Genomic DNA, 15,590 nt, shown 5'->3' with positions numbered 1-15,590 from the left:
ACATGGGAATCATACATTATAAGAATATAAGGGAAATCACAGGCGATATTCTCAAGATTTCTATTCCACAGGCTGAAAATCATGTGGTTTCACCGAGACTGGATGATTTGGCGCTCATCCATACGCCTGAAGGTACAACACTTTTAGCGCAGATCATTAATCTTCAAAAACAGATTGCGAGCTTACAGGTATTCGGCAGCACCAAGGGCTTGTCTACGGATTCCTCCGTCAGTTTGCTGGGGCATCCAATGAGGGTCAGTTATTCTTACAATATTCTGGGACGAGTATTTAACGGGATTGGCAAGCCCATTGATGGTGGTCCCACGCTGGAGCAGGAAGATACTACTCCCATACGTACCTCTACTGTAAATCCCACACGTCGGGTTCTGGCATCCAAAATGATCCGCACCAATATTCCCATGATTGATTTATTCAATTGTCTTGTAGAAAGCCAAAAAATTCCGATATTTTCCATTGCCGGGGAACCTTACAATGAATTGCTGGCTAAAATTGCAACTCAGGCCGATGCCGATATAATCATCTTTGGTGGAATGGGATTATTGTTTGATGATTATTATGCTTTTCGTAAGACATTTGAGGATTATGGCTCAATAGCGCGCACTGTTATGTTTGTTAATCAAGCATCCGATCCAATTCTTGAGCGCTTGCTAGTTCCCGATATGGCACTGGCAGTGGCTGAGAAAATGGCAGTGGAAGAGGGGAAGCGAGTTCTGGTACTGCTAACCGACATGACTGCTTTTGCCGATGCTTTGAAAGAGGTCGGTATTGCAATGGAGCGTATTCCTTCAAACCGCGGCTACATGGGCGACTTATACTCTCAGTTAGCCAGACGTTACGAAAAAGCCTGTGATTTTCAGGGCGCCGGCTCAGTCACCATCCTTTCCGTCACTACCATGCCCGGCAATGATCTGACCCATCCTGTTCCTGATAACACAGGCTATATCACCGAAGGACAACTCTATTTACATGCCGGATCTATCGATCCGTTTGGATCCTTATCTCGATTAAAACAGCATGTTATCGGCAAGCAGACCCGTGATGATCACGGGCAAATTATGAATGCCATGATCCGCTTTTTTTCGGCAGCCTGCGAAGCGGAGCAAAAGCAGGCAATGGCGTTTGAAATCACCGAATACGATGAACGTTTATTGAAGTTTGGCCGTCTGTTTCGCGAGCGCTTTATGGATATTAAAGTGTCTCTCCCTTTGGAAAAAGCGCTTGATTTATCCTGGAAAACTTTAGGCGAGTGCTTTCAGGAGAACGAATTATTAATTAAGCAGGAATTAATTGCCAAATACTTCAAAGTTCAAGTGCCAGGAGAAGGAAATGACGCAAGTCAAACTGAATAAAAGTGCCTTGAGTCTGCAACAAAAAAATCTGAAGAACTATCAGCGCTATTTACCTTCTCTGGAATTAAAGAGAAAAAAACTGCTCTCAGTTCGTGTGCATATTGATGAGAACATCCAACAGTTGACGAATAAAGAAGTTCAATTAAAAGAGCATATGAAAAATAACCTGCCAATGGTCTCGGGTATGATCACTGAAATCAAAAAAATGATTCAGATCGATTCTGTCGATACCGCAGAGGAAAATATAGCCGGAGTAAATCTGCCGGTTTTTAAATCTGTTAAATATACTGTCGAGGGTTATGCCTATCTCAATACGCCTCACTGGTTTGAAGCGGCTATTCAAGCTATCTCTGAGCTTGTCAGCATTCGTTTGCAAATGAGAACCTTGTTATTGCAACAAGAGATTCTGGCCAAAGCCATTAAAACAGTAACTCAACGAAAAAATCTGTTTGAAAAAGTGCTTATTCCTGATGCATTAAAACAAATTCGGCTGATCCAGATTTTTCTGGCTGATACTGAGCGAGCCGCAGTGGTCAGCTCAAAAATTGCCAAGAAAAAAAGGGAGATGCTATGAGCATTGTCGCCTTTAAGAAATTATCCATTTTTGGAAGCAGCCTTAATAAAAATTCCATGGTTGATCAATTACAGGCTCTGGGTTGTATTCACTTAATTTCAGTCAAACCAAAGGACAACAGCGTTTTAACTTGTCCTTCAACCAGCTTGCTGGATCAATTCAACACCGCAGTACGCTATCTCAAGGATTGTCCAGAACAGGGCCGTCAGCGTTTACAGTGGAGACAATTCAATCCAGATGAAATTCTAATGTCCATTTTGGCAAACCAGAAAGACATGAAGGAGCTGATTGATCAGCGTGATCGCTTACTCGCTCGTGTTCATGAGCTGGCAGAATGGGGTAATTTTCACTTACCTGACGAGTCACAGCTAAGTGGGATTAAATTATGGTTTTATAAACTGACTTATAAAGAGGCGGCTTTAATTCCTAAAGATAAAATTGTTCAGGAAGTGTATCGCGACAATCGCTATATATTTCTCGTTTTACTGGCTCGGGAAGAACCTCAGGGGGAAGCATTCTGTTCGTTGCGCAGCCATACTGGTGCTGTTCCGCTTAAGGTTTTGCGAAACCAGTTGGAAGATTTGAATGAACAAATCGATGATTTAATTGATGAACGGCGCAATCTGACCCGTTATCGTTTTTTATTATCGCGAGAGATTGCGGCGTTTGCCGATCGCAGTCAGTTTAAACAGGCCCTCAATCAAATCAATGACAATAAAAATTTCTTCTTTCTTCAGGGATGGGTGCCTCAATCAAAAATTTCAGATATCGAATTATTCTGCAGGGAACAAGTGTTAGGTGTGGCTATCGAAGAGCCTTCAGCTGATGAAATCCCTCCGACACTCTTGCAGAATCCGCCATTACTGGAGGGTGGGCAGAAGCTGGTTAACTTTTATCAAACGCCGGGTTATCGTGCCCTGGATCCCTCCATTATGGTGTTTTTCTCCTTTTCTGTTTTTTTCGCTATGATTTTAGCAGATGCCGGTTATGGAATTGTTCTGGCTGTCATCACCTTGCTAAGCTGGAAATCTTTGGGAAAACGCCAGTCATTAACCTGGCTCAGACCTTTGCTAGTCACCCTGAGTGCGTTTTCTATCATTTATGGAATGCTGCTTGGCAGTTATTGGGGGCTTGAACCCAAAGCAGGCAGTGTATTAGCCCAATTCAAAGTCATTAACATACAGAATTTCAAATCAATGATGACTTTGGTGATTGTGATTGGCTGCCTTCACATTTGCATAGCCAGTGGCATGCGCGCCTGGTTTAGCAGCGGCTTTTGCGAGCGGGTTAAATCCATCGGCATCATAGTATTCATAATTTCAGCTCTGATTTGGGCCTATGGGCTGATGAATCACAATAATTATATTGTGACAGCAGGCATCTGTTTACTAATTTTCAGTTTATTAATGATGCTGTTTTTTGCATCGAATACTCCGGTAAACAGCTTTAAGGGGCTGCTTCTCAGAGGATTTCATGGCTTAACTGCCTTAACCGAAATTCCTTCCCTGTTTGGAGATATTCTAAGTTATCTGCGCTTGTTTGCGCTGGGACTCGCAGGCGCTTCTCTGGCATTAACTTTTAATACAATGGCGTCGCATATTGCAGAAACAAGCTGGCTTTTGGCGGGGCTGGTCTTATTGCTAGGGCAATGTTTAAATTTTGTGTTGTGTCTTATGGGGGCCGTAATTCATGGACTTCGCCTGAATTACATTGAGTTTTTCAAATGGTCTGTCAAAGAAGATGGATATAACTATCAGCCGTTTAAAAAGCAGGAGATATCGCATGAATGATTTAATGTTGATGTTGGGATGGATTGGAATCACCGCCCCAATGGCGTTGGCCACTATTGGCAGTATTTATGGTTGTGCGATAGCGGGACAGGCAGCAATTGGAGCGATGCTTGATATGGAAGGAGGCTATGGCAAATACATTGGCGTCTCAGTGCTTCCTTCAACGCAGGCTATCATGGGCATTGTGATCATGTTTTCCTTAAACCGAACGGTCACGCCCCAAATAGCGGGAGGATTATTCGGCATAGGTATTTTAAGCGGTATTGCGCTTATGCTTTGTGCAATTCAGCAGGGTATTTGTTGCGCCAGCGCGATTAATGCCACCAAAAACAAGCCGGAAATTTTTGGTTTATCGATTGCTCCAGCCGCCATTGTCGAAGGGTTTGCCGTATTTATCTTCGTATTTGCTCTGGTATTGAGCACTGGATTATAGGAGCTATTCATGGATGCTAAACAAGATAAAGCGCCCTCAATTATTTCTCAGAACATTGAAAGTTTAATCGCTCAATTGAAGCAGGAAGGCGTGAACGCGGGTAAAGAAGAAGCGGATAATCTAATCAATGCTGCCAAGAAAAGAGCAAGTGAGCTATTAAATGAAGCACAATTAAAATCAAAGCGCCTGATAGAAGACGCACATCAGCAAATCGTTCGCGAAAAGAAGGCGGCCGAGGATGCGCTGCAACTGGCTGCCCGCAATATGCGCTTGGAATTAAGGCAGAATCTGATGCATCGCTTTGCGGAAGAAGTGGGGCGAATTGTGAATAAGGAATTAAATAATGAGACGTTTTTGCGGGAACTTATTGTTCTGATTGCCGGGGATACCAAAGAACAGTTACAAGGCTTTGCAGCAAAGAAAGTGAATATCCAGTTACCTGAAAAAGTCTTAAGCTTTGAAGAAATTCGTAAAAATCCCAAGCTCCTGGAGAACGATTCTCTGAAGGAACTGGTGCAATCAATTACTCATCAGATGCTTAAAGCTGGAATGAGCGTCACAATCAATCCTGATGCAAAAAAACCTGCAGGCATTAAAGTGCATCTGATTGAAGAAGACATTATTTTGGACCTTAGTGAGGAAGCGGTCAGCAGTCTGTTAGTGAAACACATGCAGCCCCGATTTCGAGCACTTCTCGAAGGCTTGCTGCAATGAACACGCCATTCTATATGCTGGTTACGAGCCTGCCTCGCATGCCGGCTGATTTTAAAATCGAAGCCTTGCCTATTTCCAGATTGCAGTTGGAAAAGCGGCTCAAACTTCTTACCGACGAGCAGTTAAGTCTGCTTTATGCGATTGAAAATTTATTGTGGAAAAGTTGGTACAGCCCACATCAGTCCGTAGATGATACCAAAACCCAATATCAGGCTCTCGATACGAAATCGTCTGATTTTATAAGAAATATTTCAAGATGGTTTCTCGAGTTAAGAAGTATTCTAGCGGCAATGCGAATGCGAAACGCACATTTAGGCCAGCCTGACGATCCTGATCACTATTGGATCAGTCGTTGGCAAAAACGATTGAACAATCAATGGGAGGTTTCAGACTTTGGATTGAAAAAGGTCTATCCCTGGTTACCGAAAATCAACATGGAAATTAGCGAAAATAATACCGTGGCAGTGGAAGAGTTTGTTTTAAATAAAATATGGAATTATCTGGCTAAAATTGAGACGGGGCATTACTTTGATTTCGATGCGATAGTTATTTATCTGCTGCGTTGGAATGTAATTAACTATTGGTCAGGCTATCGCAGCAGTAATCTATTGGATGAGGTTGAGCAGTTGATACAACGTGTCGAAGCGGAACTGGATGAAAACAAAAGAATAAAGGATCAATTATGAATACTGCTCAAGCGAAAGTCATTGCCATTCAGGAGGGAATTGTCCATCTCGAAAGGACAGGAGAGCAGGCACTGGTAAAAAATGAAATTATCTATATTTGCCCTTTGCAAAAGGAGTCTGCACACAAAGAAGAAATTATGGCTGAAATTCTTCATGTTCGGGGCAATACGGCGATTGCGCAAGTGTTTGAAGAAACGAATGGCATTGCAGTAGGCGATGCGGTTTTACAGACCGGAAAACAACTTTCGGTTGTTTTAGGTCCAGGATTGCTGGGAATGGTCTATGACGGTTTACAAAATCCATTGAAGGACTTTGCAGAGGAGTATAGGTATTTTCTTCCTCGCGGGGTGCGCGAAAACCCGCTCGATTTTAATAAGAAATGGGTTTTTTCAGCTTCGGCCAAATCAGGCGATATGGTTTCGGCAGGCGATGTGCTTGGTCTCGTACAGGAGGGGCGATTAACCCATAAAATTATGGTCCCCTTTGACATGGGAAATCAGCTCAGGGTTGAATGGATACAGCAAGGTGCTTTCACAGTTGAAACCCCGATTGCAAAACTGGTTGATCCTGATAACCGCAGCCATGAAATCCGTATGATTCAGAAATGGCCAGTGCGTTTATCAATTTCTCAGGCACTGATGCGTAAAAATCTGACAAAGCGCTTGTACCCTTCCGAACCAATGATGACCAGTTTGAGACTGATTGACACGTTTTTCCCAATTGCCAGAGGAGGAACTGCTTGTATTCCCGGTCCATTCGGAGCGGGTAAAACCGTTTTGCAAAATTTAATAGCCCGTTATTCAGACGTTGATATTGTCATTGTGGTGGCCTGCGGCGAAAGGGCGGGAGAGGTGGTTGAAACAATCACCGAGTTCCCCAAATTAATTGATCCCAGGTCAGGCGGTAGTCTGATGGATAGAACCATTATCATTTGCAATACTTCTTCCATGCCGGTAGCTGCCAGAGAGGCGTCTATTTATACCGGCATCACACTAGGTGAATATTATCGGCAAATGGGATTTAATGTACTACTGATTGCCGACTCAACGTCCCGTTGGGCGCAGGCAATGCGGGAAACGTCCGGCCGCATGGAAGAAATACCCGGCGAGGAAGGTTTTCCTGCGTATTTAAATAGCAGCATTCATGGGTTGTATGAGCGAGCCGGTATTGTGGAATGCGCTGATCATTCCACTGGCAGTTTAACCATTGTAGGAACGGTGTCGCCGGCAGGGGGAAATTTTGAGGAGCCAGTGACCCAATCCACATTAAGTGCGGTGAAAACCTTTCTTGGTTTAAGTTATGATCGTGCGTACAAACGATTTTACCCGGCGGTTGATCCCTTAATTTCCTGGTCACGCTATGTTGAGCAGTTAAAATCCTGGTTTGAAAATAATCTTGAGCCAGGCTGGATTGCGAAAGTGGAACAGGCCAGCACTTTATTGCACCGTGGACAGGACATTTTTAATATGATGCAAGTTACCGGAGAAGAGGGCATCACCATGTCCGATTATATCGATTACCAAAAATCGCTGTTGCTTGATATGGTCTATTTACAGCAAGATGCCTATGATCCGGTCGATGTTTCTGCACCTATTACCAGACAAAAAGTATTATTTAATTTGCTTATTGATATAATAAATAAGGATTATGAGTTTGAAGATAAAGAAACCACCCGTAACTATTTCGTCAGGTTAACCAGTTTACTTAAAAATCTGAATTACTCGACTCTTGACTCAGATCAATATAACCATTATTACCAGCAGATCATTCAGCTGGCCGAATTATCTTTAGAAAATGATTAACAATGACAAGTGGAACAGTTTAAGTGAGTGGATGGAAAGACTGGGAATCAGTGACAGCGATTTGCAGGAAAAGTTTATTATTGGCAGCGGTAAGGGCGGGCAAAAGTTACATAAAACGGCTTCGACGGTTTATCTTAAGCACCTGCCGTCAGGGATTGAAGTCAAATGCCAGGATGCGCGAAGCCGCGAGGACAACCGCTATTTTGCCAGGATGAGAATCTGCGAAAAATTAAATGCACTAGTCAGCGATGAAAAATCCAGACAGCAGCAGCACATTGAAAAATTAAAGCGACAGAAAAGGCGGCGTTCGCGGCGCTCAAAGCAGAAAATGCTGGACGAAAAATCCAGACAGGGGCAACTTAAACAATCGAGAGCCAGGCCACAGTCGTTTGATTAAGCTGGATCACCCGAACAAGTCGGGTGACGTAGGTCAAGTGGGGCGGCTTATCCGGGGACCCCCACTCCCCACTCCACCCACGTGCCACGGCTTGTCCGGGGCATCCAGATCCGGATGTATTTCAGAAGAATTTAACCGCAATACAGAGTGACGCAGAAAGGCTTTGCGAATAGTATATGTGAATCCAAACGTTTGAAATTAACCGGAGCATTCCATGCATCTGCAAGCCGGGGAACTGGTTTTCTCTCCTTCCGATTTAAGTCTTTTTAGCAAAAGTCCTTTTGCTTCCTGGATGGAGCATCTTCATGTAACGCACCCTGAGTTATCACCAGAGCCGGATGCCAATGATTCGATGACTGGCATTTTACAGAAAGAGGGAGTGCTTCATGAGTTAGGAGAGTTGCTGAAATTTGAAGCCCAGGGTCTTCGTGTGACTAATCTCGCGGACAGCAATCGCATAGAAGATAGCATCGGGGCGATGCGCGCCGGGATTGATGTTATCTATCAGGCACCACTGGAATTAATTCCTTTTAAAGGACGCGCCGATTTTCTGGTCAAGGTAACAGGACAAAGCATATTGGGTGATTATCATTATGAAGTATGGGACAGCAAGCTGGCAAAATCAGTCAAGCCAGAGTTTATTCTGCAGCTCTGCTGTTATTCCGAAATGCTGGAAACTATTCAGGGAAAAAGACCTGAGAATATTGTTGTTTCTTTGGGTTCCGGTGAAAATAAGCGTTTTGCACTCAGGGAGTATATTTATTATTACCAGCAATTAAAAAAGAAATTTCTGGCGACACACTCTGCATTCAACCCTGGCGAATGTCCTGATCCCTCTCTGTCAGGCTCTTATGAACGATGGAGTGCCTATGCTAAGACGATATTTTTGCAGCAGGATCATCTGGCACAGGTTGCCAATATTCGCAGAACACATATCAGAAAACTGCAGAAAGCAGGGATTTCGACAATGCAAAATCTGATTGAGTCGGTAGATGCTGTGAAAGGAATCAACAGGCAAACATTGGCGCGTTTAAAAGCTCAGGCCGCTATCCAAAAGGCTAGTCAAAATAAAGAAGTTCCCTTGTTCAGGATTCTGGAACATCCCAGAGGTACAGGTCTCTATTTGCTGCCGCCAGCCTCTCAGGCTGACGTGTTTTTTGATATCGAGGGCGATCCCTTATATGAAGGCGGATTGGAATATCTTTGGGGAGTCACTTATTTTGCTGCAGATGGCAGCAGGCAATACAAAGACTTTTGGGCGCATGATGCAGAAGAGGAAAAGCGTTGTTTTAGCGATTTTATTCAATGGGTGTACCAGCGGTGGATTCAGGATCCCGACATGCACATCTATCATTATGCCAGCTATGAAATCAGTGCCTGCCGTCGCTTGATGGGACGCTATGGCGTCTGCGAATACGAGGTGGATCAGTTGCTTCGCAATGGCGTTTTTGTCGATTTATATAAAATCGTAAAAAATGCGCTGCTGGTGGGTGAACCGCGCTATTCAATAAAGAATATAGAACATCTTTATCGGGCTAAAAGAGAGACTGAAGTGGCGAGTGGCGGCGATTCAGTAGCAGTGTATGAGCATTGGCGGGAAAATCCTGATGGTCATGACTGGCAATCTTCGAAAATTCTGCAATCGATTCGTGATTACAATCGGGATGATTGCGATTCAACCCAGGAGCTGGTGGACTGGCTAAGAGACAGACAGGCTGAAGTCGGAATTACTTATTCCGGAAGCAATGAGTTTGTGGAGCCTGAACTTAAAGAGGCAGTGACCCAGGCCATTAGCCTTCGTAATGAATTGCTTGATCATTCAGAAACGCTGGTACAAAAGGGCCAGTCTAAGGAAGCTGCTATCGCGAGATTACTCGCCTGGTGCCTCGAGTTCCATCGTCGGGAAGCGAAACCGCTCATCTGGAAGTTGTATGAACGAATGGATATGGATGAGGAACAGCTGCTGGACGATATTGAATGCCTGGCATTTTGCTCGCGAACCGAAAAGGAGCCTTATTTACCCACTTCACGGTCACGAAACCAGGCCTATGAATATCAGTTTGACTCAAGGCAGGAGTTTAAAGCCAACTCCAATTCTTATTATGTATTAGGGAAACGAGGAGCTGATGGAAAAAATCTGAAGGTGACTCTCGAAAAGGAAGGAAGTCGAATTAACGAAGGATTTATCACGCTGCAGATGAAGGAAGCTCTTGATGAAACCATTACGCTTATCCCGGATGACTATATTAATCCCGATCCAATTCCTGCTGCAATTTATTCACAGGCCAGCAGATTTATAGAGAGTCAACTTTTTAATACGGCGATTTGGGATTTTTTAAGCCGAGCCTATCCTCGAATAAAAAACAGACTTCCGGGACAGGCTATCGCTCCAAGCCATGAGCCAGCAACCCGATTAAGGCAAATAATTGATGCAGTCATAAATCTTGATAACAGTTATCTGGTTATCCAAGGCCCGCCAGGAGCGGGGAAGACGTATACTGCCAAACATATCATCGCTGAATTGCTAATGCAGGGTAAGAAGATTGGGGTAACTTCTAATGCCTACAAGGCGTTGAATCACTTGCTTTGCTGTACAGCGGAATATTGTCAGGAAAATCGGATTGCAGGGCATTTTGTTTCCACGAAGGACAGCGATGGCATGCTGGAGCGATTAAATATTAAACTGGTAAAAAATAAAGATATAATTGATGAGCTGCAGGACGCTTGCGTTATCGGCTCAACAGCCTGGGGCTTTTCCAGAGTGGAATTGGAGGCGCAGTTTGATTATCTGTTTGTTGATGAGGCAGGGCAGGTGAGCGTCGCTAATTTAATCGCAATGAGTCAGTCCGCCCGTAATATTATTTTAATGGGCGATCAGATGCAATTGCCGCAGCCTTGCCAGGGGAATCATCCGGAAGAAAGCGGTTCTTCAATTCTGGATTATTTACTTCATCATAGTCCTACGATTTCGGAGGAATGCGGTATTTTTCTAGGTACAACTTATCGTATGCACCCGGCTGTCAATGCATTTATCAGTGAAATGATTTATGAGGGGAAGCTTGAGACAGCGTCGTCTAATCACAAACGCATTATTAAAGTACCTGAAACGTATGAGGGGATTTTGAATAAAGAGGCTGGAATTATTGCCGTGCCGGTTGTTCATGAAGGCAATACTCAGGCGAGTGAAGAAGAGGTAGAGGTTATTAAAGAACTGGCTCAGCAATTATGTGGGCGGACCTATATTGAAAGTGACGGTACACAACGAATCATCACTTGGAGCGATATGCTATTTGTGGCGCCCTATAATCATCAGGTTAATAAACTTCAATTTAGTCTGGGACCAAAGGCCAAGGTGGGTACGGTTGATCGCTTCCAGGGGCAGGAAGAAGCCATTGTATTTCTTAGCATGTGCGCCAGTGATGGAGAAGAATCACCACGGGGATTGAATTTTCTGTTGGATAAGAATCGTCTCAATGTGGCGGTTTCAAGGGCCAAATGCCTGGCAGTCGTTGTTTATTCCCCCTCGCTACCTGATGCGAGCGCTGCTTCACTTGAGCAGCTTAAGCAAATTAATCTGTTTTGTCGATTAGTATTGTAGAATCAGAGATGAGAATAGTGTTGCCAATGGTCTGTTCGCGTCAATTTTGTGCTTTGTGTTATAATTTAAAGCAATATGATTGATGGATTTACTTATGATTGACACGCTTTTATTTGATGACAAGGTGGTTGATGAAATAACAAAACAACATCCGGAGATGCCAATTTCTGCAATTCTCGAGTTTATCGTGTTTCACGAATTGAAAAAGCATTATTCAATAGAGGATTGGGATTTAGCAGATACTGCTTGTGTAGATTATCAGACGATCATAGCTCTTTATAATAGACTAAAATCAACCATTCCTTTAGTCATTCAAAATGAGAGGACTCACAGGATCATTCTTGATAAAGTCTCTCTTTTTTTTGCACTTGTAAAAGCGGCTGAGGGATTACTTAAATCAGCTATTACCGTTAGCGGTTCAATTGATACAGTAAGGCGTCTTCCAGACAATGGCTCTTTGAGCAACACGATAAAAGAAGAGTCGATTCAAGGAAAGCTCTTGCATTCCAGAGCGCTGATAACGATGGCATATAATCTAATCAGTACTAGAGAAACTTTGTCGAGAAATCATTTTGAACAACCGATTCCTGAGGTTTCAGAAGAAGACAAGCGTCTGTTAAAGTACGACTCATTGCATTCTTTCCATCAACTACCCAATCATCTTTTTCTAATCAATATGAAACTCTGGGAGTCCGTATATGCTAAGACGCCTCAGATGATAGCTATTTTAAATAGCATCAAGCCTTCAAATCCTGCTGCGCCTCATCAACCAGAAGCTAATAAAGAAAGAGAAGTGATAGAGGATATAAGTGATGAAGATCAAATCCCTGCTTCTGGAAATGAAAATCCGCCCCTGATTTCATTAGATAAGGACGTTGATTTCGACAGGCTTTCAGGAGAAGCCTTTAAAGAACCACTGGTATTTCACATGGACGACGAGGATCACCAAAAGCAGTTGGCTCTGGAAGAAAGTTTTACTTATACGCATAATTCTTCTGATCTGGACTCCAAACTGGATGTAACGGGAATCAATTTACTATTCGGCGGGAAAGGTGTTTTGGCCAGAACCGGAATAAAAGCAAAAGAAATTTTCTGTGTTTACGAAGGGATGAGAATAAGTGAAGATGATGTAAACGGTATCCCAAAAGAAGAGCTCAATACGCATTATTTCATGCGGCTTGGCCAATCAAAAACGATTATTGATGCCAGACTTTCTGGAAACGTTGCCCGTTTTTTTAATGAAAGTAAACATACACCGAATGCTGAGTTTCGCAAGCGGCCCATCAAATTGGAAGACGGGAGGATTAGTTTTGAAATTGTGGTGATGGCGATAAGGGATATCGAGCCGGGAGAGCAGATACTGGTTAATTATTCTGACGACTATGATTATGGGGATATCCAAAGAGTCTTCCTGCATCATTCCGATGGACCCTATAATTCAAAGCAACTGCTTCATAAATACCAGCAGGAATATTCAAAGACAGCCGTTTTATTTCGCAATAAAGGGGAAAACGAGGAGACACACACACCTGGTGAATTAAATGGTTTGTATTTTGATGCGGTCGAAAAAGCAATCCTTCCTGTCGCCTTGGCGGATATTCTTGCTGGGAAAAAAGAGGTGAGAACCCTCGAACATCCGGATCTTCCTGTGCTGTTTATCACCCCCGAAAATGAATTGCAGGAGAATAACACAACAGAGCGGCTCAGTAGTCTAATGATAGCTTCCTATTTGGGGCTTGCAGAAGGGGTCGAGGCATTATTGAAGATGAAAGCAGACCCTGCCATGCAATCCCGAAGAGCAGGTCTATCCAGTTTTCATATGGTAATGGCCGGCGAATATTACGGAGTGAGTTCCGGTGATGCCAAATCAAGACGAAAGATTATTGAATTATTCAAAAAAGAAAAAGTGAGCCTCATGCTTGAAGATGATGATGGATTAACTGTTTTTGACTGGGCATTGCGGCTAAAAACCACAGAGTGTCTTGAGGAGTTAATAAAAGATTTGAGGCCAACCACATTTTCCAAACTTCTTGAGCATAAAAGTAGTGCTTCTGACAAGCTTACTTCACTAATGGCTGAGGGCAAATTGGCGCATTGCCAGGTTATATTGAAAAAAATTGGACAAAAGTCCTATGTCTACTCGTCGGAAATTAAAAAGCTATTCGAGGAGTGGACTCAGCGTGACAAACTTAAGAGTAGCAAGGAAGCAACGTCTGAAGCATCCCCGAAAATGGATGATGAAACTATTCAGCCAAGAGAATCTAAACGTCAACGGACTTCTAAACGAAACAAGATGGGAGTTACTGATGCCTCTTTTTTTAGCGGGCAAAACAAGAAAAGGAAGCAGGAAGCCAAAGGCGAATCGCGCCTTGAAGGGTCTGAAAAGCCGCCTGCACTCACAGATTCAGGCGAAGAAACTGTTCTTAGGATAAGAACACGTCAAAAGATTCATCAAGAAACACCTTCCGATCCCAGTCCTGGTCGAAAATAAGATCAGGGCAATCCTTAAAGTCTTTGCTTTCTGCTGTAATCGATTCATGCTACAGTAAATTACAAATCGCTGCTTATGAAAACTATGGATTGGAATAAAAATCGACAGGATTATGAAGCCAGACTTCGAGATATCAGGCCATTTTTGGAAAATGGCAAAATTATCTCTATCAAAAATATTCTGCCTTTGCTGGAAGCGGCCATCAGGCCTTACGACAAAGTCTGTCTGGAAGGGGATAATCAGAAGCAGGCTGATTTTTTAGCACGCAGTTTATGCGCGGTGAACCCGGAAAAAGTGCATAGTCTGCACATGATTCAATCGGCGGTGACGTTGGCGGAGCATCTTGATTTATTTGAACGGGAAATTGCTGAAAAAATTGATTTTGCCTTCGCCGGACCGCAGGCAACTCGTCTGGCAATTATGATTCAGCGAGGCCAGCTGAAAATTGGCAATATCCATACCTATAATGAGCTTTATGCACGCTATGCGATGGATTTAACCCCCAATGTCGCGCTGATCACCGCCGACAAAGCGGATTATGCAGGAAATTTATACACGGGACCCAATACTGAGGAAACGCCGAGCATTGTCGAGGCAACGGCCTTTAAAAATGGGCTGGTAATTGTCCAGGTCAATGAAATTGTTGATCAATTGCCCAGAGTCGATATTCCTGGAGATTGGGTGGATGTCATTGTGCAAGCCCCAACGCCTTCCTACATTGAACCATTATTCACCAGAGATCCTGCACAGATTGATGAAGTTAAAATCCTGATGGCCATGATGGTCATAAAAGGGATTTATGCGCCGTATCAGGTCAATCGTCTGAATCACGGCGTAGGTTTCAATACCTGTGCCATTGAACTTATTCTACCTACCTATGCCGATGGCCTGGGCTTAAAAGGCCAGATCTGCCAGCACTGGATGGTTAATCCATTACCCACCTTAATTCCTGCCATTGAAAGTGGTTTTGTCAGTTCCATCTTCTGTGTTGGCGGTGAAGTCGGGATGAACGACTATGTGCGGGCCCGAAGCGATGTGTTTTTTACGGGACGAGACGGTTCATTGCGCTCCAATCGATTGTTCGGTCAGTTAGCCGGTCATTATGCCTGCGACGTATTTATTGGGGCGACCCTGCAAATGGATGCACAGGCCAATAGTTCAACAGCTACCAAGGGCCGTATCGCCGGATTTGGCGGAGCACCCAATATGGGCTGCGATACCCTGGGGCGGCGGCATTCTTCCTTTGCCTGGCTCAAGGCGGGACAGGAAAAAAATAGTCATGACCTTAAGGCGATGCCTCGCGGCCGCAAACTGGTGATTCAAATGGTGGAAACATTTCAGAGTGCCGGCAAGCCGACTTTCGTTGAAAAACTGGATGCCTGGGAACTACAGAAAGAAATGAATGCCGATTTGCCGCCTATTATGATTTATGGCGATGATATCTCCCATGTCGTCACTGAAGAGGGCATAGCGAATCTTCTGTTGTGCCGAAATGCTGATGAGCGTGAGCAAGCGGTTCGCGGTGTTGCCGGATATACCCCAATGGGATTAGGGCGTGATAAGACGAAAGTGGATGAACTTCGCTCGCGCGGCATTATTCAGCGTCCGGAAGATCTTGGTATTTCATTGAAAGAAGCGGATCGTGATCTTTTGGCGGCCAAGAGTATCCATGATTTGGTTGAAATCTCAAAAGGACTGTATTGTCCTCCCAATAAATTCAGAAGTTGGTAGGAAT

General features: G+C 43.8%; 11 protein-coding genes. All 11 read left to right on the top strand.

Features of this window, described 5'->3' with window-relative positions:
• Positions 1–2: 2 nt before the first annotated feature.
• The 11 genes from DYH61_RS09585 to mdcA all read left to right on the top strand — a co-directional run bounded on the left by DYH61_RS09585 (position 3) and on the right by mdcA (position 15,586).
• Positions 3–1,370 carry a V-type ATP synthase subunit B gene (locus DYH61_RS09585; protein ID WP_058508784.1) on the top strand — a complete coding sequence of 456 codons (1,368 nt, stop codon included), beginning with the start codon at positions 3–5 and terminating at the stop codon, positions 1,368–1,370.
• Positions 1,348–1,944 (top strand): V-type ATP synthase subunit D, encoded by a 597-nt coding sequence (locus DYH61_RS09580; protein ID WP_058508785.1) that lies wholly within the window; start codon positions 1,348–1,350, stop codon positions 1,942–1,944. Before DYH61_RS09585 ends, DYH61_RS09580 begins: the two co-directional genes overlap by 23 nt.
• Positions 1,941–3,734 carry a V-type ATP synthase subunit I gene (locus DYH61_RS09575; protein ID WP_058508786.1) on the top strand — a complete coding sequence of 598 codons (1,794 nt, stop codon included), beginning with the start codon at positions 1,941–1,943 and terminating at the stop codon, positions 3,732–3,734. Before DYH61_RS09580 ends, DYH61_RS09575 begins: the two co-directional genes overlap by 4 nt.
• Complete coding sequence (locus tag DYH61_RS09570) at positions 3,727–4,167, top strand: ATP synthase subunit C (protein ID WP_058508787.1); 441 nt, start codon at positions 3,727–3,729, stop codon at positions 4,165–4,167. The genes DYH61_RS09575 and DYH61_RS09570 overlap by 8 nt, the downstream gene beginning before the upstream one ends.
• 9 nt (positions 4,168–4,176) lie before the next feature.
• On the top strand, positions 4,177–4,881 hold the full coding sequence (locus DYH61_RS09565; protein WP_058508788.1) for a hypothetical protein: 705 nt from the start codon (positions 4,177–4,179) through the stop codon (positions 4,879–4,881).
• Positions 4,878–5,567, top strand: a complete 690-nt coding sequence (locus tag DYH61_RS09560; RefSeq protein WP_058508789.1) for a DUF2764 family protein — start codon at positions 4,878–4,880, stop codon at positions 5,565–5,567. The genes DYH61_RS09565 and DYH61_RS09560 overlap by 4 nt, the downstream gene beginning before the upstream one ends.
• The gene (locus DYH61_RS09555; RefSeq protein WP_058508790.1) at positions 5,564–7,369 is read left to right on the top strand and encodes a V-type ATP synthase subunit A; all 1,806 of its coding nucleotides are present in this window, start codon (positions 5,564–5,566) and stop codon (positions 7,367–7,369) included. Before DYH61_RS09560 ends, DYH61_RS09555 begins: the two co-directional genes overlap by 4 nt.
• Entirely contained in the window at positions 7,362–7,766 is a 405-nt protein-coding gene (locus tag DYH61_RS09550; RefSeq protein WP_058508791.1) for a peptide chain release factor family protein, read from the top strand. Before DYH61_RS09555 ends, DYH61_RS09550 begins: the two co-directional genes overlap by 8 nt.
• Before the next feature lie 214 nt (positions 7,767–7,980).
• Positions 7,981–11,364 carry a TM0106 family RecB-like putative nuclease gene (locus tag DYH61_RS09545; RefSeq protein ID WP_058508792.1) on the top strand — a complete coding sequence of 1,128 codons (3,384 nt, stop codon included), beginning with the start codon at positions 7,981–7,983 and terminating at the stop codon, positions 11,362–11,364.
• 94 nt (positions 11,365–11,458) lie between these two features.
• On the top strand, positions 11,459–13,855 hold the full coding sequence (locus tag DYH61_RS09540; protein ID WP_160037278.1) for an SET domain-containing protein: 2,397 nt from the start codon (positions 11,459–11,461) through the stop codon (positions 13,853–13,855).
• A gap of 84 nt (positions 13,856–13,939) precedes the next feature.
• On the top strand, positions 13,940–15,586 hold the full coding sequence (gene mdcA / locus DYH61_RS09535) for a malonate decarboxylase subunit alpha (protein WP_058508794.1): 1,647 nt from the start codon (positions 13,940–13,942) through the stop codon (positions 15,584–15,586).
• Positions 15,587–15,590: the final 4 nt, after the last annotated feature.

Origin of the sequence: Legionella quinlivanii (assembly GCF_900461555.1) — a bacterium.
Classification (GTDB): domain Bacteria; phylum Pseudomonadota; class Gammaproteobacteria; order Legionellales; family Legionellaceae; genus Legionella_C; species Legionella_C quinlivanii.
Note: the sequence above shows the minus strand (reverse complement) of the source record. Positions and strands in the feature narration are given on the sequence as shown.

Coding starts and splice junctions, on each gene's coding strand:
- DYH61_RS09585 (WP_058508784.1), top strand. CDS start 3: ATGGGAATCATACATTATAAGAATATAAGGGAAATCACAGGCGATATT.
- DYH61_RS09580 (WP_058508785.1), top strand. CDS start 1,348: ATGACGCAAGTCAAACTGAATAAAAGTGCCTTGAGTCTGCAACAAAAA.
- DYH61_RS09575 (WP_058508786.1), top strand. CDS start 1,941: ATGAGCATTGTCGCCTTTAAGAAATTATCCATTTTTGGAAGCAGCCTT.
- DYH61_RS09570 (WP_058508787.1), top strand. CDS start 3,727: ATGAATGATTTAATGTTGATGTTGGGATGGATTGGAATCACCGCCCCA.
- DYH61_RS09565 (WP_058508788.1), top strand. CDS start 4,177: ATGGATGCTAAACAAGATAAAGCGCCCTCAATTATTTCTCAGAACATT.
- DYH61_RS09560 (WP_058508789.1), top strand. CDS start 4,878: ATGAACACGCCATTCTATATGCTGGTTACGAGCCTGCCTCGCATGCCG.
- DYH61_RS09555 (WP_058508790.1), top strand. CDS start 5,564: ATGAATACTGCTCAAGCGAAAGTCATTGCCATTCAGGAGGGAATTGTC.
- DYH61_RS09550 (WP_058508791.1), top strand. CDS start 7,362: ATGATTAACAATGACAAGTGGAACAGTTTAAGTGAGTGGATGGAAAGA.
- DYH61_RS09545 (WP_058508792.1), top strand. CDS start 7,981: ATGCATCTGCAAGCCGGGGAACTGGTTTTCTCTCCTTCCGATTTAAGT.
- DYH61_RS09540 (WP_160037278.1), top strand. CDS start 11,459: ATGATTGACACGCTTTTATTTGATGACAAGGTGGTTGATGAAATAACA.
- mdcA (WP_058508794.1), top strand. CDS start 13,940: ATGGATTGGAATAAAAATCGACAGGATTATGAAGCCAGACTTCGAGAT.